This is a genomic window from Pseudomonas sp. PDM14 (genome assembly GCF_014851905.1).
Classification (GTDB): domain Bacteria; phylum Pseudomonadota; class Gammaproteobacteria; order Pseudomonadales; family Pseudomonadaceae; genus Aquipseudomonas.
Genome location: NZ_JACVAQ010000002.1, coordinates 276777 through 303679, shown reverse-complemented (window position 1 = coordinate 303679; position 26903 = coordinate 276777). Strand labels below are relative to the sequence as shown.

The following is a 26903-nucleotide window of genomic DNA, read 5'->3' as shown; positions in this document are numbered from 1 at the left end:
ACGCATGGCGAAGAAAAGCAGACCGGCCGCCTTCATCAATGACCCGTTCTGGTACAAGGACGCAGTCATCTACCAGGTCCACGTGAAGTCCTACTACGACTCCAACAACGATGGAATCGGCGATTTCCCCGGGCTGATCGACAAGCTCGACTACATCGCCGACCTGGGCGTTAACACCATCTGGCTGCTGCCGTTCTACCCCTCGCCACGCCGCGACGACGGTTACGACATCGCCGAATACCGCGGCATCCATCCGGATTACGGCGGCATGGCCGATGCCAAGCGCTTCATCGCCGAGGCGCACAAGCGCGGCCTGCGCATCATCACCGAGCTGGTGATCAACCACACCTCGGACCAGCACCCCTGGTTCAAGCGTGCCCGCGAGGCGAAGAAGGGCTCCAAGGCGCGGGATTTCTACGTCTGGTCCGACACCGACCAGAAGTACCAGGGCACGCGGATCATCTTCCTCGACACCGAGAAGTCCAACTGGACCTGGGACCCGGTCGCCGGCCAGTACTTCTGGCACCGCTTCTATTCGCATCAGCCGGACCTCAACTTCGACAACCCGCAGGTGATGAAGGAAGTGCTCAGCGTGATGCGCTTCTGGCTCGACCTGGGTGTCGACGGCCTGCGCCTGGACGCCATCCCGTACCTGATCGAGCGTGACGGCACCAACAACGAGAACCTGCCTGAGACCCATACCGTCTTGAAGCAGATCCGGGCAGAGCTGGACGCCAAGTACCCGGACCGCATGCTGCTGGCCGAGGCCAACCAGTGGCCGGAAGACACCCAGCTGTATTTCGGCGGCGAGAACGGCGGGCCGGGCGACGAATGCCACATGGCGTTCCATTTTCCGCTGATGCCGCGCATGTACATGGCCATCGCCCAGGAAGACCGCTTCCCGATCACCGATATCCTGCGCCAGACCCCGGACATCCCGGAAAACTGCCAGTGGGCGATCTTTCTGCGCAACCACGATGAACTGACCCTGGAAATGGTCAGCGACCACGAGCGCGATTACCTGTGGAACTACTACGCCGCCGACCGCCGTGCGCGAATCAACCTGGGCATTCGCCGGCGCCTGGCGCCGCTGGTCGAGCGTGATCGCCGGCGCATCGAGCTGCTCAACAGCCTGCTGCTGTCGATGCCGGGTACGCCGACGCTGTACTACGGCGACGAGATCGGCATGGGCGACAACATCTTCCTCGGCGACCGCGACGGCGTTCGTACGCCGATGCAGTGGTCGATCGACCGCAACGGCGGCTTCTCCCGCGCCGACCCGGCCAGCTTGGTGCTGCCGCCGATCATGGACCCGCTGTACGGCTTCCAGACGGTCAACGTCGAGGCTCAGGCGCGCGACCCGCACTCGCTGCTCAACTGGACACGGCGCATGCTGTCGATCCGCAAGCAGCAGAAGGCTTTCGGCCGCGGCACCCTAAAGATGCTGGCGCCGAGCAACCGCCGCATTCTGGCCTATATCCGCGAGTTCACCGGGGTCGACGGCAAGCACGAGCTGATCCTCTGCGTGGCCAACGTCTCGCGCACGGCCCAGGCTGCCGAACTGGAGCTGGCGGCTTTCGAGGGCAAGGTGCCGGTGGAAATGGTCGGCGGTACCTCGTTCCCGCCGATTGGCCAGCTCAACTACCTGCTGACGCTGCCACCGTACGGCTTCTACTGGTTCCTGCTCGCCGACGAGGCGCAGATGCCCAGTTGGCACGTTCCGCCCATCGAGCGCCTGCCGGAGCTGACCACCCTGGTGATCAAGCGCGACCTGCAGGAGCTGCGGCAGGCACCGAACAACCAGATTCTCGAGCGCGAGTCGCTGCAGGCCTACCTGCCCAAGCGCCGCTGGTTCTCCGCTGCCGGCCAAACGCCGCAACCGCGCCTGGTCAGCAGTGTGCCGTTCGGCGACCTGTGCGTACTCAGCGAGGTGGCGGTGGGCGATGACCACTACCAGATCCCGCTGGCCTATGTCGACGAACACCAGCCCGGCAGCCCGTTGCCGCAGCAGATGGCCCTGGCACGCCTGCGCCGTGGGCGTCAGGTCGGCCTGTTGACCGACGCCTTCACCCTGCCGGAATTCACCTACGCGGTGCTCAACCACCTGTCCAGCCGCCAAATGCTGGAGTGGGAGGGCAGCGAGGTACAGTTCCTGCCGACCGAGCGTTTCAGCGAGATGGAGGCGGTGCCCGGCGAAGAAGTTCGCCTGATCTCGGCCGAGCAATCCAACAGTTCGGCGGTGATTGGCGGGCGCATGGTGCTCAAACTGGTGCGCCGGGTGTTCCCCGGCGTGCATCCGGAAGCCGAAGTGGGTGGTTACCTCACGGCCAAGGGCTTCGCCAATATCGCGCCGCTGCTCGGTGAAGTGCGCCGGGTGGATGCCGATGGCGTGCCGCACACGCTGATGATCCTGCAGGCCTACCTGAGCAATCAGGGCGATGCCTGGACCTGGACGCAGAACACCCTGGAGCGGGCGATCCGCGATGAGCTGGCCGGTGGCCTGTCCTCCGTGGAGAACCAGTACCTGGCGCTACGCGAGCTGGAGCAGTTCGCCCATATGCTCGGCCGTCGCCTTGGCGAAATGCACGGGGTGCTGGCGCAGGAGTCAGACAACCCCGACTTCGGCTGGCACGAAACCAGCCGCGCCGACAGCGAAGCCTGGGGCACGGCGATTGCCGCCCAGGTCGAGGACGCGCTGGATGCCGTCGCCGCAGTGCGCGCTTCGCTGGCCGGCGAGGCTGCCGAGCAGGCTGACTGGCTGCTGCAGCGCCGCGCCGAGCTGCTCAATCTGGTCAAGCGCCTGGCAGCCCGTGCCGGTGGCGGCGTGAGCATGCGCGTGCACGGCGACCTGCACCTGGGTCAGGTGCTGATCGTGCAGGGTGACGCCTACCTGATCGACTTCGAAGGCGAACCCGCACGCAGCCTGGAACAGCGCCGTGCGCGCTACAGCCCGCTGAAGGACGTTGCCGGCATGCTGCGCTCGTTCGACTACGCCGCGGCGATGGCCCGACGTACCAGCCAGGGCGCGGATGCATCCAGTGCAGCCGAACAGGCGCGCACCGCCATTGCCAGTACCTACCTGCACCAGGCACGCACCGCTTTCTACGACAGCTACCGCCTGGCGGCCGCCAACCTGCCGCACGCCTGGCACGAGCGCGAAGGCGAGGGCATGGCCCTGGCGCTGCTGTGCATCGAGAAGGCCGCCTACGAAATTCTGTATGAAGCTCGCTATCGCCCCGACTGGCTGGAAGTGCCACTGGCCGGGCTGATGGAACTGAGCACGCATCTTCTGGGGAGCACTACATGAGTCATGACGACAGCCAGCGCGCGGACATCGAGGCGCTGGTGCGCGGCGAGCACCGCGATCCCTTCGCCTTCCTCGGCCCGCACGAGGATGGCCAGGGACTGCTGGTGCGCACCTACCAGCCGGGCGCTTTGCGCATCGAGTTGCTCAGTGCCGGTAGCGGCGCGGTGATCGGCGAAATGACCCAGAGCGAGACGCCGGGCCTGTTCACCCTGCGCCTGGACCATCAGCAGCCGTATCGCTACCGCATCCACTGGGGCGAAGGCACCCAGGAAACCGAAGACCCCTATGCCTTCGGCCCGCTGCTCGGCGAAATGGACCTGTACCTGTTCGCCGAGGGCAACCACCGCGAGCTGGGCAAGAGCTTCGGCGCGCAGCTCGCCACCCACGAGGGCATCGACGGCGTGCGTTTCGCCGTGTGGGCGCCGAACGCGAGGCGCGTCTCGGTGGTCGGCCACTTCAATGGCTGGGACGGTCGCCGCCATGTCATGCGCCAGCGCTACCCAAGTGGCGTCTGGGAACTGTTCGTGCCGCGCCTGGGTGCAGGCGAGGTGTACAAGTACGAAATCCTCGGGCATGGCGGGCTGCTGCCGCACAAGGCCGACCCGGTCGCCCTGGCCACCGAACTGCCACCGGCCACCGGCTCGGTGGTGTCGGCGCCGCTGGCGTTCGACTGGCATGACAGCGAATGGATGGACAGCCGCCGCGAGCGCCAGGGCCACGACCGGCCGCTGTCGATCTACGAGGTGCACGCCGGCTCCTGGCGCCACGCCGGCGAAGACGAAAGTGCCCGCCCACTGAGCTGGCACGAACTGGGCGAGCAGCTGATTCCCTATGTGCTGGACATGGGCTTCACCCACATCGAGCTGTTGCCGATCATGGAACACCCGTTCGGTGGTTCCTGGGGCTACCAGCCGCTGTCGCAGTTCGCGCCGACGTCGCGCTACGGCAGCCCGCAGGATTTCGCTGCCTTCATCGACGAGTGCCACCAGGCCGGCATCGGCGTGATTCTCGACTGGGTGCCGGCGCATTTCCCCACCGACGGCCACGGCCTCGGCCGCTTCGATGGCACCGCGCTGTACGAATACGAAAACCCGTTCGAGGGCTTCCACCAGGACTGGGACACCTACATCTACAACCTCGGCCGCAACGAGGTGCATGGCTTCATGCTGGCCTCGGCGCTGCACTGGCTGCGCGCCTATCACATCGACGGGCTGCGCGTGGATGCGGTGGCCTCGATGCTCTACCGCGACTACTCGCGCAAGGCCGGCGAGTGGATCCCCAACCGCCACGGCGGTCGCGAGAACCTCGAAGCCATCGACTTCATCCGCCACCTCAACGACGTGGTCGCCACCGAGGTGCCGGGCGCCTTGGTGATCGCCGAGGAGTCCACCGCCTGGCCCGGCGTAAGCAGCCCGACCCGTGAAGGTGGCCTCGGCTTCGCCTACAAGTGGAACATGGGCTGGATGCACGACAGCCTCAAGTACGCCAGCGAAGACCCGCTGCATCGCAGCCATCATCACCACCAACTGACGTTCGGCCTGCTCTACGCCTTCTCCGAGCAGTTCATCCTGCCGATCTCCCATGACGAAGTGGTGCACGGCAAGCGCTCGCTGCTGGACAAGATGCCCGGCGACCGCTGGCAGAAATTCGCCAACCTGCGCCTGTACTTCAGCTTCATGTGGAGCCATCCCGGCAAGAAGCTGCTGTTCATGGGCTGCGAATTCGGCCAGTGGCGCGAGTGGAACCACGATGCCCAGCTCGACTGGTACCTGCTGCGCTATTCCGAGCATCAGGGCGTACAGGGCCTGCTACGCGATCTCAACTACCTGCTGCGCCACGAGCCGGCGCTGTACCAGCAGGACGGCCGCGCCGAAGGCTTCCGCTGGCTGATTGGCGACGACCAGAGCAACAGTGTCTACGCCTGGCTGCGCCTGGGCCAGGACGGCTCACCGCTGCTGGTGGTGCACAACTTCACTCCGGAGCCGCGGCCGGGTTATCGCATCGGCGTGCCGCTGGGCGGCACCTGGGCGGTGGCACTGAACAGTGATGCCGAGCAGTACAGCGGTTCCAACGCCGGCACCCAGGGCGAGGTGCAGGCCGAGGAGCTGATCAGCCACGGCGAGAACCACTCGCTGGTGCTCGATCTGCCGCCGCTGGGTGCATTGATCCTGCGCCCGGTTGAGCGCTAGGGATGGTGCTGCAGCTTGATCGTTCCCGCGCTCCGCGTGGGAATGCATCCGAGGACGAGGACGCTCTGCGTCCGTAACGTCCGGCAGCGTGTGGCGCTCCCACGCGGAGCGTGGGAACGATCAGTTGGTGCGAGCTTCTGTGAGTAGGGTGGGCTTCAGCCCCCCCAGCCTCGCTGCATCTGGACACATCATTCGAGAACCAGCTCAGGCTTCCACCGCGTTGGCCTTGCTGTCCTGGTTATCAGGCTTCCCGCCTGCTTTGCTCGAATCCTGCTGCGCGCGCAGTTTCTTCGCGCGCTTTTCCAGGACCAGGTAGACACCGACGGCCACCGCCAGCGGCAGCAGCAGGTAGATCGCCCGGTAGCCGATCAGCGCGGCAAGTACCGCCCCTTTTGACACCTGATGCTGGAGCATGGCGATGAACACTGCTTCCAGCACACCGAGGCCGGCGGGAATGTGGGTGATAACGCCAGCGATGCTGCTGATCAGCATGATGCCGAGCACGGTGGGGTAGGTGACGCCCTCGGGCAGCAGGAGGAACACCAGCAGCGAGGACAGCGACCAGTTGAGCATGGCCAGCCCGGCCTGGCTAAGGGCCAGGCGCAGTGATGGCAGGGTCAGTTCGTGGTCGCGAAAACTCCAGGCGCGGCGCTTGGCAAAGCGGCAGGCCAGCAGGTAGGTGGCGGACACGGCCAGCAGGGCGAAGCCGATCAGCTGCAGGCCGGTGACGCCGATTGCCCAGCCCTCCGGCAAGTCGACCAGGCGCAGGGCGAATACGCCGCCGGCCATGATCATGTAGCCCAGCCAGTTGGTCACCAGGCTGAAGGTCAGCACCTTGGTGATGGTCGGCACGTCCAGGCCCAGGCGCGAATAGAGCCGGTAGCGCAGGGCGATGGCACCGACCCAGGAGCTGAGATTGAGGTTGAAGGCGTAGGCGACGAAGCCCACCGGCATGATCTGCCGCGCGGGCAGGGTGTGCTTCACATAGACCCGACCCAGCAGGTCGTAGCTGCTGAAGATGGTAAAGCTGAGCGCGGTGATCGCCACGCATGCCAGCAGGATCGGTGCGCTGTAGCCCTGGATCGCATCCTTGACCTCGTTCCATTCCAGATTCTTCACCAGCATGAACAGCAACACCGGCACCAGGATGAAGAACAGCAGGTTCAGCGCGCGCTTGGCCCAGCGGATCTGCGTGGCCCGGCGGCTGCTTTTCGGGTTCTGCTTGGCGTCTTCTTGCGCATCCGTGCTCATGACACCTTCTCCTGTTCGAAACACACTTCGCTGGTGCCATCATTGATGGCCACGGTCTTCAGCGATTTCAGCTTTGGCGTATGCGCCGGTAGCCAGCCGGCAATGGCCGGGAAATGGCGCAGGAAGTGGAAGCTGAGGAAGATGATCGGCGCGCGCCACCAGTAGCCACGCAGAATCCGCTCCAGGCTGATCGGCTTGCAGTGTTCGGAGGCCAGGTTGATCAGGTGGTCGTACAGGCGCTGGTTGAATGCGGGATCACGGATGATCAGGTTGGCTTCCAGGTTCAGCGACAGGCTCAGCGGGTCGAGGTTGCTCGAACCCACGGTCGACCACTCGCGGTCGATCAGCGCGACCTTGCCGTGCAGCGGGCGCTGGCAGTACTCGTAAATGGTGATGCCTTCGCGCAGCAGGTAGTTGTACAGCAGGCGCGAGAAACCACGGGCCCAGGGCATGTCTGGCTGGCCCTGGAGGATCAGGGTGACCTTGACCCCGCGGCGCGAGGCGTTGCGCATTTCGCGGATCAGCCGGTAGCCGGGAAAGAAATACGCGTTGGCGATCACCATGCGGTGCTGGGCGTTGCGCATGGCATCCAGGTACTGCTTTTCGATGTCGTCGTTGCGCTCGTCGTTGTCGCGCACCGACAGGCGAATCCGCGAGTCGCCGGCGTGGCGCGTCACCGGCGTCAGCTTGCTGCTGTCACGCTCGGCCGGGCTGAGCATCTGCAGGGTATCGCGGTGGATGTCAGCGACAATCGGCCCGCGCACCGCCACGGCGTAATCCTGCTTGGCCATCGGCCCGAAATCGCCGAGGTGGTCGGCGGAATAGTTGATGCCGCCGATGAACGCCAGTTCGGCGTCGACCACCACGACCTTGCGGTGCAGGCGGCGAAACAGGTTGGTGCGCATGCCAAGCACCCGCGGGCTGGGGTCGAACATGTGGATCTTGACCCCGGCTTCGATCATCTCGGCGAGGAACGGCGCGCTGAGGTCCGCGGTGCCGTAGCCGTCCACGGTGATCTCCACGCGGGCGCCATTGCCGGCGGCCTGGATCAGCGCCTGTTGCAGCTCGGCACCGACCTTGTCCTCGAAGATGATGAAGGTTTCCAGCAGCACTTCCTTGCGCGCAGTGCGGATTGCCTCGAACACGCGAGGGTAGAACTCCTCGCCGTTGATCAGCAGCTCGACCTGGTTGCCGTCGCGCCATTCGTAACTCATAGGTGTATCTCCACAGCGAGCGGCGCATGGTCGGAGAGGTGCGACCATGGACGGGTTGAAAGCACGATCGGGTTGCGGGTTTGCACGTTGCGCACGTAGATGCGGTCCAGGCACAGCAGCGGCCAGCGCGCCGGAAAGCTCCTGGCCGGTGCACCGTGCTGGCTGACGAAAACTTCCTTGAGGCCCTGGCGGGCGAGCACGGCATCGGCGCGCAGGCGCCAGTCATTGAAGTCCCCGGCGACGATCACCGGAGCATCCGCCGGCAGGCCGGCGACCACATCGCAGAGCAGTTGCAGCTGCTGCTGGCGGTGCGACTCGCGCAGGCCCAGGTGCACGCAGATGGCATGCACTTCATGGCCGGGCACGTCGAGCACCGAGTGCAGCAGGCCGCGTTCCTCTTCGTTGCCACTGATGGACACGTCGAGGTTCTCGTGGCGCAGGATGGGGAATTTCGACAGCAGCGCGTTGCCGTGGTCGCCATCGGGGTACACGGCGTTGCGGCCGTAGGCGAACTCGGTCCACATGCTGTCGGCGAGGAATTCGTAGTGCGGCGTCTGCGGCCAGTTGTCGAAGCGTTTGGCGTGGCGCTGGTGAGCGCCGAGCACTTCCTGCAAAAAGACAACGTCGGCGCCGGTGGTGCGCACCGCCTCGCGCAGTTCGGGCAGGATGAAACGACGGTTGAAGAAGGTGAAGCCCTTGTGGGTATTCACCGTCAACACCTTGAGCGTATTCACCGCCTGGTTCTTGCCGACCAGGTGGAGCATGGGTGAGGTTTGCATCAGGCGGCTCCCTGCAGTTGGCCAGGCACCGCGTCGAGCGTGTCCGCCAGGCCGAGTTTCTCCAGCAGGCGCCGCGCATCGTAGGGCGCACGCACCTTCACATCGTTGTCGAAGTAGCAGTAGATGTCGCGAGCATTGCGGCCCTTGCCGCCGCGTTCCTTGATCAGGTGGGCGTCGTCCGGCTGCCGGCCCTGGCGCCACAGGTCAATGCGTTCACACCAGCGTTGCAGCGCGGTCTCCGAATAACCGCTGCTGTAGAGCTTCTTGTCGCCATGCAGCCGCAGGTAGACGAAGTCGGCGGTGAGGTCCTCGATATACGGCCATTTGCCAGCGGTATCGGCCACGACCAGCGCCACTTTGTGCCGGCGTAGCTGTTCGACGAAGATGGGCGTGAGGAAGCTGTCGTTGCGAATTTCCACGGCGTGACGCAGGCGCTGCTCGCCGGGAATGGCCAGGTAATCATCTGTCGCCATGCGTGCGTCGCAGTGCCGCGCGCAGCGCTTGGCGGCGGCGCCGTCAGCGGGCAGCTGCTGGAGGAATTCGTCGAACAGCGTCTCGTCGAAGGCGAAGCTGGGCGGGAACTGCCAGAGGATCGGCCCCAACTTATGCTTGAGCTGGAACAGGCCCGAGGCGAAGAAGTTGGCCAATGGCTCCTCGATCGCGTGCAGACGCCTGATATGGGTGATGTAGCGCGGCGCCTTGATGCTGAAAACGAAGTCGTCGGGCACGTCCGCATACCAGCCGGCGTAGCGTTGCGGGGTCTGCAGAGCGTAGAACGAGCCGTTGATCTCGATGCTGTTGACCGCCCGCGAGGCGAATGCCAGCTCGCGCTTGTGCGTGAGGCCCTTGGGGTAGAAGTCCCCGCGCCATGGCGCGTAGCGCCAACCTGAAATACCGATGCGGATATCACTGCTCATGGACGGCTTCCTGCCTGCTCATGCGGGGCGCGAAGGGCTGCCGGTCGAGCCCTGGATGGCCTCGTCCAGCTGCGCTTCGCCGACCAGCGTTTCCTCGCTGCCAGTGCCGGACAGGTTCAGCTGCTGCGGGTGCAGCTCGACCTTGATCCAGCCACTCTCGCGGCGGTCGAAGGCCTTGAAGGCCTCGATGGCGTCGTTCATCGGCTTGACCTGGGTGAGGATCTTCGCCGGGTCGATGCGCTTGTTAAGCACCAGGTCAATGAGCAGAGGGATGTACTTGCGGTGGTGGCAATTACCCATGTTGATGGTCAGGTTCTTGTTCATCGCCGTACCGATGGGAAAGTTGCGCGCCTGCTGCGGATAGACGCCGATGATCGACAGCGTGCCAGCCTTGGCCAGCGCCTCGACCGCCCATTGCAGGGCCTGGCTCGGTGCGTCGCCGGGGTGCCAGTTGGCGCCGTCCGGATGGGTTTGCGGGGTGACCTCGGCCATCTCCTTGCGGAAGCTGGCAACCTGATGCTCGTCGGCATGACACGAATGCTCGGCGTCGACCCCGACCGCATCGATGGCACGGTCCACGCCGATCCCGGCGGTGAGACGCTTGAGCGTCTCAACCGGGTCCTCCTGATCGAAGTTGATGGTCTCGGCACCTTGCTGGCGGGCCATCTGCAGGCGGTCGTCGAGGTGGTCGATGGCGAACACCCGGGCCGCGCCGAGCAGCTTGGCGCTGGCGATGGCGAACTGTCCCACCGGGCCGCAGCCGAACACCGCCACGGTATCGCCGGCGGTGATCTCGGCCATTTCCGCACCGAAATAGCCGGTGGGGAAAATGTCGGAAAGCAGGATCGCCTGGTCATCGCTGATCTCGCTGGGCAGCTTGATCAGGCCGATGTTGGCATAGGGGATGCGCGCCTTTTCCGCCTGCAGGCCGTGGAACGGGCCACTGGGCTCCGGGCCGCCGAAGAAGGCGGTGCCGGCCTCCTTGCCGTTGGGGTTGGCCTCGTCGCACTGGGCGTAGTAGCCGGCGCGGCAATAGGCGCAGTTGCCGCAGGCGATGGTCGAGGGCACCACCACGCGGTCGCCGATCTGCAGGTTGCGCACGTCGCTGCCGAGCTGTTCGACGATGCCCACGCCTTCGTGGCCGAGAATGGTGCCGGGCTTCATCGGGCTGACGGTGCCCCGCACGAAGTGCAGGTCGGTGCCGCAGATGGCCGAGGCGGTCAGGCGAATGATGGCGTCGGTTGGCTCGATCAGTGTGGGTTCGGCGACCTCGTCGAGGCGGATGTCTCCGACGGCATGGAAAACAACGGCTTTCATAACGCGTCCTCACGGGAGTAGCAGGCGGACGCGCACTGCGCGAATGCAGGCTGATCAGGCGGCGCAGATACGAGCTGGCGAAGCCTGGAGGGATGGGTCTGCATGCTGTTCCCGGGTGCAGTGAATGAAGGGGTGCCGGGCGGGCGGCACCTACTATTCGGACTGGAAGGGCACGGGGCGGTTCAGGTTTTTTAGGCGTGCGATGGCGCGCCAGACGTGTGGGCGCCGTGGCTCAGCCTTCTTCGGCCAGGGTGCCGGGCAACAGGCCGCGCAGGTAATCGGCAAAGCCGCCGCTGGCGCGGCCCTGCAGGCGCGCGCTGGTGATCACCTGGGGCATGCAGCTCCAGGAAATGCAGGCGCCGTCGCGCTCGAAGGCGCGCACCAGGTTCACGTCCTCGTTCACCGATAGGTGCTGGAAACCGCCGGCGCGCAGGTAGGCCGCCGTGCAGAAACCCAGGTTGGCGCCGTGGATGTGGCGATGACCGTCGGCCTGGGTGTAGGCCTCGGCGTAGCGCTGCTGCGTGGGCAACTGGATGTCGCCCCAGTCGCGCACCTGCACGGTGCCGCAGACCATTTCCGCGCCCAGTGACAGCTGTGCGACCAGCCAGTCCTCGGCGACCTGGCTGTCGGCATCGGTGCAGGCGATCCAGCGCGCGCCGAGGGCGACCAGGTGCTCGACGCCCATGGCCCGTGCGTAGCCGACGTTGCGTGCGTTCACGCTCAGGCATTCGATGCCGGCGTCTGCGGCGATGGAGGCGCTGCCGTCGTCACAGCTGTCGAGCACCAGAACGATCTGCACGGCTTCGCCATTCAGGCCCGGGTGCGCGGCCGCCTGGCGAATGGCCTGGATGCAGGCCGCCAGCAGGGCCTCCTCGTTGTGCGCAGGCACCACCACACCGATCATGCCGAACTCCCGAGCAGGCCCTCGCGTTCGGCGACCGAGGTGGCCGCCGTGCCCCACACATCCAGCAGGAAGTCGGCTTCCTCATGGTGCAGCAGGTGTTCCAGGTGCAGGCGCTCCTGCAGGCAGGTGTGCACCTGGTCGCCACTCTGCGGGCATTCGGCAATCGGGTGGCGCCAGTGGCAGGCGAGCAGGGTGCCATCGACCGCCAGCGCGGCACGTGCCTTGCCGATCAACAGGCGCAGATCGCGCGGGTCGAGGTAATAGCCGAGTTCGCTGATCACGATCAGGTCGAATTCGCCGCGCGGCCATTGCCCCGGCAGACGCGCCTGCTGCACGCGGGCATGGGGCATCGCCTGCAGGCGCTGGCGGGCCAGGCCGACGGCGGCGGCCGAGGTGTCGCAGCACAACAGGTCATCGCAGCGCTCGGCCAGGCGCAGGCTCAGTTCGCCATTGGCGCAGCCGGCCTCGAAGCCGAGGCCGTAACGCTGCTGCGGCAGGGCGGCGAGGGTCAGGTCGCGCTTGCGCTGTTCGTACCAGCGCTGACGCATGGCCCAGGGGTCACTGCTGTGGCTGAACAGATCATCGAAATAGGCATCGGCGACGCTCATACGAACACCACTTCGAAGGCCTGCTGCAGGCGTTCCAGGGTTTGCGGGGCGAGCACCGGTGCCAGACCGGACTCGGCGTCGGGGTGGATCTGGCTGGCGAAGGCCTGGATCGCGTGGCGCTTGCGGGCCTGCGTCCAGCGGTCGAGGTGCAGCTTGCGCGCCCGCTCCCAGGGGATGCGCGGGTCTTCCGGGGTTGCCCAGTGCCATGCCCAGATCGGCACTTCGTGGACGCGGGCGCCGACCTGTGCGGCAGCGGCCAGCGAGGCTCGGGCCACGGCCTCGTGGTCGCAATGGCCGTCGTCGCGCCAGGTGGTGAAGACCTCGTCGCTCGGGCGCAGATGGGCAAGCAGGAGCTGCTGCAGCGCGTCCTCGTGCGCCGCCACCGCCGAATCCGGCAGGCCGGCGTGCAGCCATTTCAGCTCGTTGAGCGGCAGGCCCAGGCGGCGCAGGGCCTCGGCGCTTTCCTGCGGGCGCACGATGCTCAGGCGGTGTTCGGACCAGCGCGCCGAGCCCGGATGGCTGGCGCCGCCGGCGGTCACCGAAATCAGCAGGATCGGCCGCTGCAGGCGTGCCACCAGTTGCAGCAGGCCACCGCAGCCGAGGACCTCGTCGTCCGGGTGCGGCGCGATGACCACCACCCGCGCCTGCGCCGGAACCAGTTCCTCGCAGGTGATGGCATGCACCTTGGCCAGGCTCAGCGAGGTGTTCCAGGCGTGTAGCGAGGTACCGGTGTTGTGGCGGGTTTCGAGTTTCATAGCACCCAGCTCCCTGCGGGTTCGTTGGCGGCCTGTCGGCCCTGTTCGCCGAGGTCGCGCTCGGCGTGGCTCTGACGCAGGTACACCGGCAGGTCGGCGAGGCGCCGGGCCAGGTGTTCTTCACGGCAGTACGGTGCGGCGCCAAGGGCGCGGCCGGTGTGGCGCAGTACGCTATCGGCGGTGTGCTCGCAGATTGCGCGTACCCGGCGCACCGGCAACTCGGCCGTCGCGGTGGGGTTGGCGTCGATCCACGCAGCGCAGCTGCGCAGGCTTGCCGCGGCGGCGTAGAGCGCCGCGTCCACCGCGCCGAGGTGGGCCAGGGCGTGTGCGTCGTCATGCCGGGCACAGTGGCTGCGCAACGCCTCGGCGATGCCCTGCGCGGCGCCGTACCAACAGGCCGCGATGCCGGCGCCGCCCTGCCAGAAGCCAGGGCGCTGCAGATAGCCATCGGCCTGGCCGACGCAATGCCCGCGCGCCTGCTCGAACAGCACCTCGACACTCTGGGTGGCGGCCATGCCCACGGCCTTCCAGCCGGCGTCGGTCACGTTCACGCCGGGCTGGTCGAGTGCCACGGTCACCAGTTGCTGTTTGCCTTCCTCGTCCCAGCCGGTGAGGAGGGCATGGCTGAGTACCGCCGCGCCGGAACACCAGGCCTTGCGCCCGTCCAGGCGTACATCCTGGCGCGAGTCGCGGGCGTTGATATGCACCCGCGCCTGCGCAGGTTCGGCGGCCCAGGTGCCCAGGCTGCAGGTCGCCGCCGGGCGTTCGGCGCCGCACTCCTGGAGGATGGCGAGGGCGTCAGTATGGCCCTCGTAGAGCTTGCACAGGCTCAGGTCATACGCCGCTACCTGCGCCAGCGCCTGCCAGCGTTGCAGGGTTCGTCCGCTGCCGGGCAGCGGCAACTGGTCGAGGCCGGCGGCGATCAGCTCATCCAGGCAGGCGCCGAGCGCCGCGGTATCCGCGGGCACCTGGCGGCGATCCTCGAGGAACCGCGCGAGCCGATCCGCGAGCTCAGGCATGGCCCGGCTCCCGTTGCAGCTCGAACAGCAGCAGCGAGCGACTGGTGACCGCGAACTCGCTGCCGAAGGCGTGCTGCTCGCGGCTGTCGTCGTCCGGCCGGTTGGTGTCGAGCAGGCAGCTCCAACCCATGCCCAGCGCCACTTCCGGCAGGCGGAAATTGACCATGTCGTGGTGCGCGTTGACCACCAGCAGCAGGGTCGCGTCGGCGCCACTGCGGCGGATGCCGGTGGGTTGCGCACGGCCGTCGAGGAGCATGCCCAGGCAGCGCGCGTTGGGATCGTGCCACTGTTCCTCGTTCATTTCCGCGCCGCAGGGCGACACCCAGGTCACGTCCTTGACGCCGAGTTCCTCGTTGTAGGCGCCGACGAAGAACCGCCCGCGGCGCAGGATCGGGTAGCTCATGCGCAGCTTGATCAGGCGGGTGACGAAGCCGAGCAGGGCCTTGCCTTCCTCGCCCAGGTCCCAGTTGATCCAGCCGATCTCGCTGTCCTGGCAGTAGGCGTTGTTGTTGCCGTGCTGGGTGCGGGCGAACTCGTCGCCGGCCACCAGCATCGGCGTGCCCTGGGCCAGCAGCAGGGTGGCGAAGAAGTTGCGCATCTGGCGAAAGCGCAGCTCGATGATCTGCGGGTCATCGGTGGGGCCTTCGACGCCGTGGTTCCACGACAGGTTGTTGTTGCTGCCGTCCTGGTTGTTCTCGTCGTTGTCCTCGTTGTGCTTGTCGTTGTACGAGACCAGGTCGTTGAGGGTGAAGCCATCGTGGGCGGTGATGAAGTTGACCGAGGTGAATGGCCGTCGCCCGCGCTGGTTGTAGAGGTCGCCGGAGGCGGTGAGGCGGCTGGCCAGTTCGGCCAGCTGGCCTTCGTCGCCTTTCCAGAAGCCACGCACGTTGTCGCGGAACTTGTCGTTCCACTCCGCCCAGCCCGGCGGGAAGCCGCCGACCTGATAGCCGCCAGGGCCGCAGTCCCAAGGCTCGGCGATCAGCTTGACCTTGCTCAAAACCGGGTCCTGGCGGCAGGCGACGAGGAAGCTGTGACGCTCGTCGTAACCGTCGTGGGCGCGGGCGAGGATGGTCGCCAGGTCGAAACGGAAGCCGTCCACGCCCATCTCCGTGGCCCAGTAGCGCAGCGAGTCGGTGACCATCTGCAGCACGCAGGGGTGGCTCAGGTCGAGGGTGTTGCCGGTGCCGGAATCGTTGATGTAGAAGCGCTTGTCGTCGGGCATCAGGCGGTAGTAGCTGGCGTTGTCGATGCCGCGCATGGACAGCGTCGGGCCCAGCTCGTTGCCCTCGGCGGTGTGGTTGTAGACCACGTCGAGGATCAGCTCCAGGCCGGCGTCGTGCAGGTGCGCGGCCATCTCCTTGAACTCGTTGATATGACCGCTGGCCAGGTAGCGCGGGTGGGGCGCGAAGAAACCGATGCTGTTGTAGCCCCAGTAGTTGTTCATGCCTTTTTCCAGCAGGTGCTGGTCATTGACGAAGGCATGCACGGGCAGCAGTTCGACGGAAGACACGCCCAGCTTGCGGATGTGCTTGATCACCTCGCTGTTCATCAGCCCGGCGAAGGTGCCGCGCTTGTCTTCCGGCACCGCCGGATGGCGCATGGTCAGGCCGCGCAGGTGCGCTTCGTAGAGCACGGTCTTGTCCCACGGCACGCGTGCGGACTGGTGCGTGCCCCAGGTGTAGGCCGGGTCGATGACCTTGCACTTGGGCACGAAGGGCGCACTGTCGCGCTCGTCGAAACTGAGGTCGCCGTCGGGGTGGCCGATGGTGTAGCCGAACAGCGATTCCGACCACTTCAGCGCGCCGACCAACTGCTTGGCGTAGGGGTCGATCAGCAGCTTGTTGGGGTTGAAGCGATGCCCGGCCTTGGGCTCGTAGGGACCATGCACGCGGTAGCCGTAGACCTGGCCCGGATGGGCGTCGGGCAGGTAGCCGTGCCAGATTTCGTCGGTGTACTCGGGCAGCTCGATGCGTTCGAGCTCATGCTCGCCGGTGCTGTCGAACAGGCACAGCTCAACCTTGGTGGCGTGCGCGGAAAACAGTGCGAAATTGACGCCGAGGCCGTCCCAGGTGGCGCCGAGCGGGAACGGGTGACCCTCGGTGATGCGAGACGTCTGCCTGGCCACGGCGTGCTCGGTGGGCGTGGCTGGGGAGGTGCTGGGGGCGTGCCGCTTGCTCATGGTCGGTCCTTAATCGGGCGCGGGGGCCCATCCATCAGGCTTTCGGGGGCTTCGGTGCTTTGGGCGCCTTGGCCGCTTTCGGTTCTTTCGCCACCGCTGGTGCAGCGCTGCTGCGTGGGCGTGGCTTTTTCAGCAGTTCGGGCTTGTCCGCTTCGGCTTCCGCTTCGGCCAGGGTCACCGCCTTGGGCTTGCTGATGCGCCGGCGCGGCACTGCTTGCGGCTCGCTGACCGCTTCGGCTTCGGCGAGCTTGCGCGCCATTTCCCAATGGCGGGCCTGCTGGCCCTCGGGGCGGCCTTCGGATTCCCAGATCTGGTAGGCGAATTCACGGATGCGATCATCAATGCTCATGGCGATGACTCCTGAGTGGTGGGCTTGAGAAGGAGCAGGTTGACGGGGAAGTCCGCCAACACCTCGCCCAGGGCCAGGCTGCCCTGTTGCGGATGAATGGCGCGGGTGCTGAAGAGGCTGCTCAGGCTGCCGTCGACCAGCGTCGCGGGCAGGATCACGCGGGTATCGCCCCAGCGCGCAGCGGGGATGTGCGGGGTTTCGGCATTACCCAGCAGCGCACTGGCCAGACGCGGTACCACGACCAGCAGGTGGCTGTCGCCCAGGCTGCGGGAGAACGCCAGGACCTGCTCGGCGGCCGGCCCCTCTACAGTCAGCGCCTGGTAATCGCCGTCGCGGAACAGCTCCGGGCGAGCGTAGCGGATGGCCAGCACATTGCTGATCAGCCACTGCTTGATATGGCCGTTCTGCCAGTTGGCCAGTAACTCGGCGAGGGCCGGCAACTGGGTGAGGGCGGCGATGCGTGCGGCAAAGTCGACTTCGCGGCGGTTGTCCGGGTCGACCAGGCTGAAATCCCAGAACTCGGCGCCCTGATACAGGTCTGGCACGCCTGGCGTGCTCAGGCGCAGCAGGCACTGGGCCAGGCTGTTGAGGGCGCCCGCCGGGGCGATCTGCGCTGCGCCGGCAGCGATCTGAGTGCGCAGCTCAAGGCCTTCGTCGCCGGTCAGCAGGCGTTCGAGAAAACCCCGGCAGCCGGCTTCGTAATCGGCATTCGGCGCGCTCCAGCTGCTGGCCAGTTTGGCTTCGCGCAGGGCCTTTTCCTGCCAGCGCACCAGCCGCTCGAAGTACTCGCGCAGGCCGTCCTCGTCATCCACGCGCAGCGTCAGCGGCCAGCTGCCGAGCAGGGCCTGGAACAGCAACGCTTCATCTGCCGCATTCGGTGCCGGCTCCTCGCCCGCGTCGTGCAGCGCGGCGCTCAGGGTGCGCCAGTGTGCGCTGCGTTCGGCGAACCACTCGGCACGTTCGCTGAGCACGGCCAGGCGCGCGCGGCTGTCCTCGCCACGCTTGTGGTCGTGGGTGGCGGTGGCCAGCAGGTTCTCGGGAAAGCGTGCCGCGCGTTGCCGACATTGCGCGTGGAAGTCAGCCAGCGGCGCGCTGAAGTGCTGCGGATCGAAGCCGACGTCGTAGCGCGACAGCAGTACGCCGGAGCGGTAACAGGCAGTGTCCTCGACGGCCTTGGCCGCAGCGGGCGAGGTCAGTTGCTGGAAGCGGATCAGCACCTTTTCACGCAGCTGCCGGGCCGGGCCGGGCGACAATTCGCGCAGTGGCTGTGCGCCGAGCCAGCGATCGAGGTGATCGAGCAGCGGCCAGTCGGCTTCGGCCAGGGTGCTGCGCGCGCCTTCCAGGGCCTGGGCGAAGAACGCCTGGTCCTGCGCCGACCGGCCACCAGCACCGGCGTAGGTGCGGTACACCGGGAAGTGCACGATCAGCTCGATCAGCGCGCGACGGATCGCGCCCAGGGTCAGGTCACGGGTGTAGAGGTCATGCCGGGCGATCTGCAGCAGGCCCTGGGCGACTTCCTCGACATCACCGGCCAGGGAGCTGGTCAGCACCAGGTAACGCGCGCTGCGCGCTTCCTCCATGAAATCGGCGCTGCGCCCGCTGACCGTGCTCCACAATGCGCTCAGCGGCGCTTCGCCACGCGGGTCGTGCTGCAGCAGCGACAGCTGGTTCATGAATTCATAGCCGGTGGTGCCGTTGACGCCCCAGTCGTCCGGCAATTGCTCGCCGTGGCCGAGGATCTTCTCCACGTAGATCGGGAACGGCTGGCCGTGTAGCAACGGTGGGCGCTTGTCGAGCAGGCTGTCGACGCGACGGCGCAGGCGCCGGCAATAGGCACGCGGGTTGGCCAGGCCGTCGACGTGGTCGATGCGCAGGCCGTCGACCAGGCCGCGCTCGATCAACTCGAAGATCTTCGCGTGGGTGGCCTCGAACACCACGGCCTGCTCCACGCGCAGGCCACCCAGCTCGGTAATGTCGAAGAAGCGCCGCCAGTTGATGTCATCCGCCGCGGTACGCCAGTTGGCGACCCGGTAGTGCTGGCGTTCGAGCAGAGCATGCAGGCGCTGCAAGCCGGCTTCGCTATCAGGCCGGTACTGCGCCAGGGCACGCTGGATGGTCGGCGCGATGGCGTCGGCCGGGCACCCCAGCTCCCGCAGCTCGGCACGTAACGCCTGGGCGCTGTGCCAGGCCTGCGGGTCGCCGCTGAGGGTATCGAAACGGCGTGCCAGGGCGCTGAGGGTAGTGTCGTCGCTGTTGCGCAGAATGTCGCCGTAACTCGGCGGGCTGATCGGCAGGCGGTGTTCGAAGTGCTGGGCGTAGAACGCGCCGGTGGTGCAGTCGAAATGCAGGACGATGTCGCCCGCGGCCAGGGCCTCACCGTAGTCGCAGCGCAGGAACGGCACGAGCAGCTGGCCGTACATGGCCGGGTCGTGGGACTGCCACTGGATGTCGAAGAACTGCGCGTAGGGGCTGCTGACGCCCCACTCGAGTACGTCCAGCCACCAGGGATTGCCGTCGCCGCCGACCGCCATGTGGTTGGACACGATGTCGAGGATCAGGCCGATGCGCTGCGCGCGCAGGGCTTCGACCAGGCGCAGCAAGGCCGGCTCACCGCCCAGTTCGGGGTTGATCCGGGTCGGGTCGATCACGTCGTAGCCATGCATCGAACCGGGCCGTGCGGTGAGCAGCGGCGAGGCATAGATGTGGCTGATGCCCAGCCGCGAGAAGTACTGCACCAGGGGCACGGCATCGTCCAGGGTGAAGCCCTGGTGGAATTGCAGACGCAGGGTGGCGCGCAGATCAGTCATGACTAGCCTCTTGCCGAGTCGCGCACAACCGGGCCAGGCGGCGCGCGGCGCCTGGTTGGTCGAGCAGCGTGTCTACCGGGTGGTGCTGGCGGCGGCGCCAGTTGGGGTGGATGTCGCCGGGGCCGGGCAGGTTGGGCTGCTCCAGCTCCGCGGTAAGGTCTTCGAGCGGCAGCAGCACCAGCGGCGCCGGGGTGCTGCCGAGGAAGCCGATGCTGGCTTCGAGGCGTTCTTCGTCGCTACTGTGGTGGCTGTGCAGTTGGCCGCTTTCCACCAGGGTATCGACCAGGGCCGCGCGCTCGCGGTCGCGCTCCGGGCGGTCACTGGCCGCCTGCTCTGCGCTGCTGTGACCGGCCTGCAGGCGCCAGTCGATGTCCTTGCCCTGCAACCAGCCGCTGATGCTTGGCAGGTCGTGGGTGGTGCTGATCGCCAGGGCGTCGCGCGGCCAGTGCTGCGCGGGGATGAAGCGCCCGTGCTGCTGTTCGAACAACAGCACGCGCATGCCGAGGATGTTGCGCCGCGCCAGTTCTTCGCGCAGGCCTTCGGGTACGGTGCCGAGGTCTTCGCCGATGACCAGGGCGCGGTGACGCCAGGACTCCAGAGCAAGCAGGCGCAGCAGATCGGTGAGCGGGTAGTTGAGGTAGGCGCCGGCATCGGACGATGCGCCCTGAGGGATCACCCACAGGCGCTTGAGGCCCATCACGTGGTCGATGCGAATACCCCCGGCGTGGGCCAGGTTGGCCTGAAGCATCTCGATGAAGGCGCGAAAGCCATGCTGCTGCAGGCCGGTGGGCGAGAACGCCGAAACGCCCCAGTTCTGCCCCGAACGGTTGAGCACATCCGGTGGCGCGCCGACGGTGACTGCCTGCAGCAATTCGGCCTGGCGCGACCAGGCCTGGCTGCCGGACGCATCGGTGCCGACGGCGAGGTCGGCGATGATGCCCACGCCCATGCCGGCATCCCGGGCTGCTCGCTGGGCACGCTGCAAGCCGCGGGCGATCAGCCATTGGCCGAAGGCATGGAAGGTCACCTCGTGGTGATGCTGGCTGGCGAAGTGCTGCACCTGGGCGCTTTGCGGGTCGCGGTAATGCTCGGGCCACTGCCGCCAGTCCCAGGGCAGGGCGTTGCTGACCATGTAGCCGTGCAGTGCCTCGAAGCGGCAGTGTTGGGTCAGGGCGTCGCCACCTTCGCGCTGGAAGCGTGCGAAGTCCTCGCGCAGCTCCGGCGTGGCGCTGCCGGCGAAGTCTTCGTAGAGCTGGTGAAGGATGCGCTGGCGGCTACAGGCCACCGCCGGCCACTCGATCAGCGGCAGGGCTTCGAGGCGTTGCAGTTCGGCCAGCAGGCCGGCGTTGGCCACCGCCGCGTGCATTGCCGCATCGCCAAGAATCGCTCCGGGCGCAGCATGCAGGACGTTGAAGAACAGCCGGCTGGAGGGCGAGTAGGGGCTGTACTGAGCGTGATTGGCGGCGAACATCGCGTGCACCGGGCTGATCGCCAGGGCATCGGCACCTTTCTCCGCGGCCAGGCGGGCCAGTGCCTCCAGCGCCTGGGTGTCGCCCAGGCCGGCATCGTTGGCGCGCCGCAGGGAATACAGCTGCGCGGTGATGCCCCAACTGCGCGCGCGGCCGGTCAGCTCCAGCACGCTGCGGCAGGCCGGCGGCGCCACGGCCAGGGCGACCTGCTGATCGGCGATGCGCAGTTGCTGATAACCGCATTCGGCCAGGGCCGGCAGATTGCCCTCGCCATCGAGGCGACCATCGACACGGCTACCGTCTTCGAGAATCACCTGAAATGCGCTGTGCGCGGCGAAGTGCCCATTGAGCGGCAACACCTGACTCTGCTCGGCGGTGAGCAGCGGTGGCAGGCTCGAGCCCTGTTGCTGCGCGTGCAGGGCCGCCAGGCTGGCATCGACCTGCTGTGGCGATTGCGCGGGAAAACCGAGGGCGTCGAGCAGCGCGCGCTGGGCATCCGGCGCCACGTACTGCGGCCGGCCATTGGCATCGACCCAGTGCAGACTCAGGCCCGCGGCTTCGGCCAGCTGGGCCAGGCGCTCGTCGCTCATGGCGCGGCCTCCAGGCTGACTGCAACGCTGCGCGCGGGCAGGGTGCCGAGTTGGTAGCCGGCGCTGTCCACGCCCCAGACGAAGATCACCGCGGCGCTGGTCGGCGGCGGGCTGACCCAGACGTTGCTGGCGCTGAGGTTGAGGTCGATGCGCAGCAGGCTGCGGTCCCCCAGCGTCCACTGCGCACTCACCGCGCCTTCGGCGAGCACCTCGCTCTTCAGCGCCCTGGCGCCGGGCAGCCGCGGAATGATCAGGCGGTGGCGCAGGTCCAGCAGCTGCTGGTACAGCGCATGCCAGTTCTGGTGCTCGACCTGGCTGCTGAGATTTTCCGGCAGCTGCGAACGGGCGAAGGTAGCCGGCGCGTTCGGGTCGGGAATGGTCTCGCGCACCTCGGCATCGGCATACAGGGCGAAGTCGGCGAACTCGTTGCGTCGGCCTATGCGCACCAGGTCGGCAAGCTCGGCATGATGGTCGGTGAAGAACAGGAACGGCTGGCGCGCGCCCCATTCCTCGCCCATGAACAGCAGCGGCACCATGGGCGAGAGCAGCAGCAGTGCCGTGGCGGCCCTGAGGGCGTCCTCGTCGGCCAGCTCGATCAGGCGCTCACCGAAGGCACGGTTGCCGACCTGGTCGTGGTTCTGCAGAAACAGCACGAACGCGGTCGGCGGCAGGTGTGCGCTCGGCTCACCGCGGGCGCAGCCGTGGCGACTATTTTGTCCCTGGTAAATGAAACCTTCACCCAGGCAGCGGGCGAGCTTGGCCGTGGCGTCATCGGCGAAGTCGCCGTAATAGCCTTCGCGTTCGCCAGTGAGCAAGGCGTGCAGAACGTTATGGCCGTCGTCGTTCCACTGCGCGGTGAAACCCTGCTGCAGCAACCGGGCGTTGTTGTCCTCGTTCTCCAGTACCAGGTGCACGTGGCGACCGGGCTCGACCGCCGCATGCACACGGCTGGCCAGTTCGACGAGAAAATCCGGCTCACCGATGGCGTGCACCGCGTCCAGGCGCAGGCCATCGACGCGGTAGTCGAGCAGCCACATCAGGGCGTTTTCGCAGAAGTAGTCCCGCACCTGACGCCGACGGAAGTCGATGGCAGCGCCCCAGGGCGTCTGCACATCGCTGCGGAAGAAGTCGCGGCTGTAGTTGCCCAGGTAATTGCCGTCCGGGCCGAAGTGGTTGTAGACCACGTCGACGAACACCATCAGGCCCAGGCCGTGGGCGCTGTCGATCAGGCTTTTCAGCTGCTCCGGCGTGCCATAGGACGATTCGGGGGCGAACGGCAGGACGCCGTCGTAGCCCCAGTTGCGGCTGCCGGGAAACTCGGCCAGAGGCATCAGCTCGATGGCGGTGATGCCGAGGCCCGCCAGCAGTGGCAGGTGCTGCTCCACGCCGGCATAGCCACCGAACAGACCGACATGCAGCTCATAAAGCACGCTCTCGTGCCAGGGACGGCCCTGCCACTCGGCATGCCGCCAGGGGTAGGCGCGGTGGTCGACCACCTGACTGAAACCGTGCACATCGTCGAGCTGGGCCTGGGAGGCCGGGTCCGGCACGCGCAGGTGTCCGTCGATGACGAAACGGTAGCCGGTGCCCGCCGGGCATTCACAGGTGCCGACGAACCAGCCGTCAGCCTGCGCCTGCAGTGGATGCAGGGCATTGCTGACGAGCTCGACGGTGACCTCCCGACAGTCGGGAGCCCATAGCGCGAAGCGGGTGGTTCCATCCTCTTGCACCTGGGCGCCATGGGTACGCGCCAGGGGAGGCATCAGAGCGATCTCCCAACCTGTTGCCGCGCGGCATTCGCCTCCAGTTCTTCGACCAATTCGGTGTAGAGCCGGTCGTAGGGTGCCACCGATTGCTCCCAGTACAGCGGCGCGGCCATGGCCTTGCAGCGCATGGCGTTGAGCAGCTCGGGGTGTTTGAACACGTTGAGGGCGCGCTCGATGGCCTCGAAGTAGGCATCGGCCGTCGGTTCACGGAACAGGAAGCCGGTGACGCCATCCTCGATGGTGTCAGCCAGGCCACCGGTGCGGCGGGCGATTGGCAGGGAGCCGAAGCGCTGGGCGTACATCTGGCTCAGGCCGCAGGGCTCGAAACGCGAGGGCATGAGCAGGAAGTCGCTGCCGGCGAACATGCGGCGGGCGTCGGTTTCGTTGAAGCCGACATTCACCCCGATCCGCCCTGGATAGCGCTTGCCCAGCTCGGCCACTGCGGCTTCCAGGTCTGGCTCGCCGCGGCCGATGATGGCGATGCGGCCGCCACCGGTGACGATGCGTTCGGCGACGTCCAGGGTGAGGTCGATGCCTTTCTGCTGTACCAGGCGCGAGACCACGGCGAACAGCGGGCCGCCATCGGCATCCAGGCCGAAGGTTTGCTCCACATACTGGGCGTTGGCACGCTTGCCCTGCCAGTGGCGCGCGGAGAAGCCGGCGACCAGATGTGGGTCGGTCATCGGCTGCCAGCTTTCATCGATACCATTGGCGATGCCGCTGAGCAGCCCGGCGTCGGCCTTGAGCTTGAGCATGCCTTCCAGGCCGTAGCCGAAGTCGGCGGTGGTGATTTCGCGGGCGTAGGTCTGGCTCACCGTGGTGATGTGGTTGGCGTAGGTGAGGCCGGCCTTGAGAAACGACAGCTTGCCGTAGAACTCCATGCTCTCCGGGTCGAACGCCTCGTCCGGCAGGCCCAACTCCGGGCTGCATTCCGGTGCGCACAGCCCCTGGTACGCCAGGTTGTGAATGGTGAACACCGAGGGCGTGGCCTGCCCGCGCCAGGCCATGTAGGCCGGTGCCAGACCGGCGGGCCAGTCGTTGGCATGCACCAGCTCCGGACACCAGCTGATGCAGGCGGTGCCGGCGGCGATGTCCGCCGCGGCGAGGCCCAGGCGGGCGAAGCGGATATGGTTATCCGGCCAGTCCCTGCCGTTGGCGTCGCCATAGGGGTTGCCTTCGCGCTCGTAGAGCTCGGGGCAGAGGACGATGTAGACGATCAGGCCGTCGTCCAGGTCCATGCGACCGATCTTGCACGGCGGCAACGCGGCATGGCCGCCGACCTCGCCGATGATGCGGATCGGATGGCCGCTGTCGACGATGGTCTTGTAGCCGGGAATCAGCACACGAACATCGTGGCGGGGCGAGAGCGCGCGGGGCAGGGCAGCTGAGACATCGCCAAGACCACCGACCTTGACCAGGTCGGCGAACTCGGACGTAACGAATAGAATTTTCTTCTTCTGGCCATGCTGGCTTTCGACATGGAGCGAAGGCTGCTGTCGAACAGCGAGCGGGGCAACTTCATCAAAGCGAGCAGTCACAGCAGCATTTCCCATAAGTCCTCCGGTCACTCGAATCCCTGGTGGGCAACGGCTGCCTCATCCCGTGCGCAGGGTCATGCCCGTCAGGCATCGATGACCTGCCGGGAAGCACGCTGCTAAGAGCGACCTTTTGAACCCCACCCTTTTGATGACTGAGGCGTCACGGAGAAAGTTTCGACTTTTTTTCCTGTAGGAACGCGCGCGGGGGATTTTTTGAACTTGCGCTGCCAGGGGGCTTCCCATAGCCATTGATTCCCCGCGCAGAGAAGGTCGAACGCCATGCAAAACGTCGAGCAGGTCATCAGCTTTCTCGAGAAGTACCAGCTGCGTCTGACCACCGCCGAATCCTGCACCGCCGGGCTGATGGCCTCGATGGTTGCCGACGTGCAGGGCAGCGGCCAGGTGCTGGAGTCCGGCTTCATCGTCTACTCGCCGGAATCGAAGAATTCGCTTCTCGGGGTCAGCTTCCAGACCATGCAGACCTATGGCCTGACCAGCGAAGAGGTGGCACGGGAAATGGCAGTTGGCGCGCTCAAGCTGAGCAAGGCCGCCATCGTCCTGGCCAACACCGGCCTGGCCGAGGCCGACGGCGCGATGAACGGCGTGCAATGCTTCGCCTGCGCCATGAGCGTCAACGACCATGAGGGCGTGGTCAGCGAGACGGTCAAGTTCGATGGCGAGCGTAACGAAGTCCGTGCCGCCGCCGCGCAATACGCACTGATGCAACTGCCGTACTACTACGAGCGCCTGCGCTCGATCTGACGCCTACACCGGTGGCTGCCGCTCCGGCTCGCTGATCTCGCCCTTGAGCGGCCGCTGCGCACTGTATTCATCGCCCTTGTCAGCGGCCTGCAGCACCGCACGCAGCTGCGGCAGGCTGTGTGGGTATTCGCGGTTGATGAAGGTGATCAGGTTCTCGCGCAGGTAGCAGCGCAGGTCCCAGCCGCGTGACGAGTCGCCAGAACTGGCCAGCACGCGCACCTGGATGCTGCGCTCGGTGCAGTCGGTGACCTGCAGCACGCTGACGCGACCGTCCCAGAGTTGCGGCACCTCCTGAAGCAGGCGGTCCATCTCGCGGCGCAGCGGCTCGAGCGGTGTCGAATAGTCGACCCAGAACACCACCGCGCCGGTCAGCGACGAGCTGGTCCGCGTCCAGTTCTGGAACGGGTTCTCGATGAACCACTGCAGCGGCACGATCAGCCGGCGGTCGTCCCAGATACGCACGACCACGTAGCTGCCGGTGATTTCCTCGATCCGCCCCCACTCGTTTTCGACGATCACCACGTCATCCAGGCGAATCGGCTGGGTGAGGGCGATCTGCAAGCCGGCGATCAGGTTGCCCAGTACCGGTTTGGCTGCGAAACCCACGGCCAGACCGGCAAGGCCGGCGGAGGCGAGCAGGCTGGTGCCGAACTGGCGAGCGGTGGGGAAGGTGATCAGCATTGCCGAAACGCCGAACAGCAGGACCAGGAAGCTGAGGATGCGCACCAGCACACGGGTCTGGGTCTGGATCTGCCGTGCGCGCAGGTTGTCGATCATGTTCACCGGATTGTGCAGCAGGATGATCTGCTGAATCGCATCCACCGCACGCAGGCCGAGCCAGGTGAACACGCCAATGATCACCAGCGAGGTGATGTGGCGGATGCCACCGATCCACATCAGGTCGTCCGGCGCCGTGCTGCATACGGTCTGCAGGCCGAGCAGGGGGATCAGCAGGTGCAGCGGCGCACGGGTGCGCTGCAGTAGCTCACGGGGAAACAGGAACGGTCTGGCCAGACGCTGCATGCCGTGCAGCACCACACGCGCGAGCACGCTGAGGACCAGCACCACGATGGCGGCGATCAGCAGGGTCTTGAGTTCGGGCAGGGGCAAAAAGGTCAACCAGTCGGCAGGCATCGGCACGCTCTCGCAAGGATCACCTGTTAGTGACCCAGCGAGGCGGCTC

19 protein-coding genes are annotated in these 26903 nt (G+C 66.5%); 3 read left to right on the top strand and 16 right to left on the bottom strand.

What is annotated here, in order from left to right; all coding sequences use genetic code 11:
* The first annotated feature begins 4 nt into the window (after positions 1-4).
* Positions 5-3307, top strand: a complete 3303-nt coding sequence (treS, locus tag IB229_RS14030) for a maltose alpha-D-glucosyltransferase (RefSeq protein WP_192329954.1) — start codon at positions 5-7, stop codon at positions 3305-3307.
* The gene (gene glgB / locus IB229_RS14025; RefSeq protein WP_192329952.1) at positions 3304-5496 is read left to right on the top strand and encodes a 1,4-alpha-glucan branching protein GlgB; all 2193 of its coding nucleotides are present in this window, start codon (positions 3304-3306) and stop codon (positions 5494-5496) included. The genes treS and glgB overlap by 4 nt, the downstream gene beginning before the upstream one ends.
* A gap of 204 nt (positions 5497-5700) precedes the next feature.
* Here the strand turns inward: glgB and IB229_RS14020 are convergent, their stop codons facing one another.
* The 15 genes from IB229_RS14020 to glgA all read right to left on the bottom strand — a co-directional run bounded on the left by IB229_RS14020 (position 5701) and on the right by glgA (position 24973).
* Positions 5701-6747: a lysylphosphatidylglycerol synthase domain-containing protein gene (locus IB229_RS14020; protein WP_192329950.1), complete on the bottom strand. Its 1047-nt coding sequence runs from the start codon at positions 6745-6747 to the stop codon at positions 5701-5703.
* Entirely contained in the window at positions 6744-7961 is a 1218-nt protein-coding gene (gene clsB / locus IB229_RS14015) for a cardiolipin synthase ClsB (protein ID WP_192329948.1), read from the bottom strand. Before clsB ends, IB229_RS14020 begins: the two co-directional genes overlap by 4 nt.
* Positions 7958-8740: an endonuclease/exonuclease/phosphatase family protein gene (locus IB229_RS14010; protein ID WP_192329946.1), complete on the bottom strand. Its 783-nt coding sequence runs from the start codon at positions 8738-8740 to the stop codon at positions 7958-7960. Before IB229_RS14010 ends, clsB begins: the two co-directional genes overlap by 4 nt.
* Positions 8740-9657 carry a DUF72 domain-containing protein gene (locus tag IB229_RS14005; RefSeq protein WP_192329944.1) on the bottom strand — a complete coding sequence of 306 codons (918 nt, stop codon included), beginning with the start codon at positions 9655-9657 and terminating at the stop codon, positions 8740-8742. Before IB229_RS14005 ends, IB229_RS14010 begins: the two co-directional genes overlap by 1 nt.
* Positions 9658-9675: 18 nt before the next feature.
* Complete coding sequence (locus IB229_RS14000; RefSeq protein WP_192329942.1) at positions 9676-10974, bottom strand: zinc-dependent alcohol dehydrogenase; 1299 nt, start codon at positions 10972-10974, stop codon at positions 9676-9678.
* Positions 10975-11206: 232 nt separating this feature from the next.
* Positions 11207-11878 carry a glycosyltransferase gene (locus IB229_RS13995; protein WP_192329940.1) on the bottom strand — a complete coding sequence of 224 codons (672 nt, stop codon included), beginning with the start codon at positions 11876-11878 and terminating at the stop codon, positions 11207-11209.
* The gene (locus IB229_RS13990) at positions 11875-12486 is read right to left on the bottom strand and encodes a class I SAM-dependent methyltransferase (RefSeq protein ID WP_192329938.1); all 612 of its coding nucleotides are present in this window, start codon (positions 12484-12486) and stop codon (positions 11875-11877) included. The genes IB229_RS13995 and IB229_RS13990 overlap by 4 nt, the downstream gene beginning before the upstream one ends.
* The gene (locus IB229_RS13985; RefSeq protein WP_192329936.1) at positions 12483-13241 is read right to left on the bottom strand and encodes a PIG-L deacetylase family protein; all 759 of its coding nucleotides are present in this window, start codon (positions 13239-13241) and stop codon (positions 12483-12485) included. The genes IB229_RS13990 and IB229_RS13985 overlap by 4 nt, the downstream gene beginning before the upstream one ends.
* Positions 13238-14260, bottom strand: coding sequence for an acyl-CoA dehydrogenase (locus IB229_RS13980; RefSeq protein ID WP_192329934.1), 1023 nt, complete (start codon positions 14258-14260; stop codon positions 13238-13240). Before IB229_RS13980 ends, IB229_RS13985 begins: the two co-directional genes overlap by 4 nt.
* Complete coding sequence (gene glgX / locus IB229_RS13975) at positions 14253-16439, bottom strand: glycogen debranching protein GlgX (RefSeq protein ID WP_192329932.1); 2187 nt, start codon at positions 16437-16439, stop codon at positions 14253-14255. Before glgX ends, IB229_RS13980 begins: the two co-directional genes overlap by 8 nt.
* Before the next feature lie 34 nt (positions 16440-16473).
* Positions 16474-16788, bottom strand: a complete 315-nt coding sequence (locus IB229_RS13970) for a DUF2934 domain-containing protein (RefSeq protein ID WP_192329930.1) — start codon at positions 16786-16788, stop codon at positions 16474-16476.
* Complete coding sequence (locus tag IB229_RS13965) at positions 16785-19595, bottom strand: malto-oligosyltrehalose synthase (protein WP_192329928.1); 2811 nt, start codon at positions 19593-19595, stop codon at positions 16785-16787. The genes IB229_RS13970 and IB229_RS13965 overlap by 4 nt, the downstream gene beginning before the upstream one ends.
* Entirely contained in the window at positions 19588-21654 is a 2067-nt protein-coding gene (gene malQ / locus IB229_RS13960; protein ID WP_192329926.1) for a 4-alpha-glucanotransferase, read from the bottom strand. Before malQ ends, IB229_RS13965 begins: the two co-directional genes overlap by 8 nt.
* On the bottom strand, positions 21651-23417 hold the full coding sequence (gene treZ, locus IB229_RS13955; RefSeq protein ID WP_192329924.1) for a malto-oligosyltrehalose trehalohydrolase: 1767 nt from the start codon (positions 23415-23417) through the stop codon (positions 21651-21653). Before treZ ends, malQ begins: the two co-directional genes overlap by 4 nt.
* Entirely contained in the window at positions 23417-24973 is a 1557-nt protein-coding gene (gene glgA, locus IB229_RS13950; RefSeq protein ID WP_192329922.1) for a glycogen synthase GlgA, read from the bottom strand. Before glgA ends, treZ begins: the two co-directional genes overlap by 1 nt.
* Positions 24974-25237: 264 nt before the next feature.
* Here glgA and IB229_RS13945 point away from each other — a divergent pair, with 264 nt between their 5' ends.
* Positions 25238-25720, top strand: a complete 483-nt coding sequence (locus tag IB229_RS13945) for a CinA family protein (protein ID WP_192329920.1) — start codon at positions 25238-25240, stop codon at positions 25718-25720.
* A gap of 3 nt (positions 25721-25723) precedes the next feature.
* Here IB229_RS13945 and IB229_RS13940 read toward each other — a convergent pair whose 3' ends face one another.
* Positions 25724-26854 carry a mechanosensitive ion channel family protein gene (locus IB229_RS13940; RefSeq protein ID WP_192329918.1) on the bottom strand — a complete coding sequence of 377 codons (1131 nt, stop codon included), beginning with the start codon at positions 26852-26854 and terminating at the stop codon, positions 25724-25726.
* Positions 26855-26903 lie beyond the last annotated feature (49 nt).

Coding starts and splice junctions, on each gene's coding strand:
- clsB (WP_192329948.1), bottom strand. CDS start 7,961: ATGAGTTACGAATGGCGCGACGGCAACCAGGTCGAGCTGCTGATCAAC.
- IB229_RS13945 (WP_192329920.1), top strand. CDS start 25,238: ATGCAAAACGTCGAGCAGGTCATCAGCTTTCTCGAGAAGTACCAGCTG.
- IB229_RS14000 (WP_192329942.1), bottom strand. CDS start 10,974: ATGAAAGCCGTTGTTTTCCATGCCGTCGGAGACATCCGCCTCGACGAG.
- IB229_RS14020 (WP_192329950.1), bottom strand. CDS start 6,747: ATGAGCACGGATGCGCAAGAAGACGCCAAGCAGAACCCGAAAAGCAGC.
- glgX (WP_192329932.1), bottom strand. CDS start 16,439: ATGAGCAAGCGGCACGCCCCCAGCACCTCCCCAGCCACGCCCACCGAG.
- IB229_RS13995 (WP_192329940.1), bottom strand. CDS start 11,878: ATGATCGGTGTGGTGGTGCCTGCGCACAACGAGGAGGCCCTGCTGGCG.
- glgA (WP_192329922.1), bottom strand. CDS start 24,973: ATGGGAAATGCTGCTGTGACTGCTCGCTTTGATGAAGTTGCCCCGCTC.
- IB229_RS13985 (WP_192329936.1), bottom strand. CDS start 13,241: ATGAAACTCGAAACCCGCCACAACACCGGTACCTCGCTACACGCCTGG.
- glgB (WP_192329952.1), top strand. CDS start 3,304: ATGAGTCATGACGACAGCCAGCGCGCGGACATCGAGGCGCTGGTGCGC.
- IB229_RS14010 (WP_192329946.1), bottom strand. CDS start 8,740: ATGCAAACCTCACCCATGCTCCACCTGGTCGGCAAGAACCAGGCGGTG.
- treZ (WP_192329924.1), bottom strand. CDS start 23,417: ATGCCTCCCCTGGCGCGTACCCATGGCGCCCAGGTGCAAGAGGATGGA.
- IB229_RS13940 (WP_192329918.1), bottom strand. CDS start 26,854: ATGCCTGCCGACTGGTTGACCTTTTTGCCCCTGCCCGAACTCAAGACC.
- IB229_RS13970 (WP_192329930.1), bottom strand. CDS start 16,788: ATGAGCATTGATGATCGCATCCGTGAATTCGCCTACCAGATCTGGGAA.
- malQ (WP_192329926.1), bottom strand. CDS start 21,654: ATGAGCGACGAGCGCCTGGCCCAGCTGGCCGAAGCCGCGGGCCTGAGT.
- IB229_RS13990 (WP_192329938.1), bottom strand. CDS start 12,486: ATGAGCGTCGCCGATGCCTATTTCGATGATCTGTTCAGCCACAGCAGT.
- IB229_RS13965 (WP_192329928.1), bottom strand. CDS start 19,595: ATGACTGATCTGCGCGCCACCCTGCGTCTGCAATTCCACCAGGGCTTC.
- IB229_RS13980 (WP_192329934.1), bottom strand. CDS start 14,260: ATGCCTGAGCTCGCGGATCGGCTCGCGCGGTTCCTCGAGGATCGCCGC.
- IB229_RS14005 (WP_192329944.1), bottom strand. CDS start 9,657: ATGAGCAGTGATATCCGCATCGGTATTTCAGGTTGGCGCTACGCGCCA.
- treS (WP_192329954.1), top strand. CDS start 5: ATGGCGAAGAAAAGCAGACCGGCCGCCTTCATCAATGACCCGTTCTGG.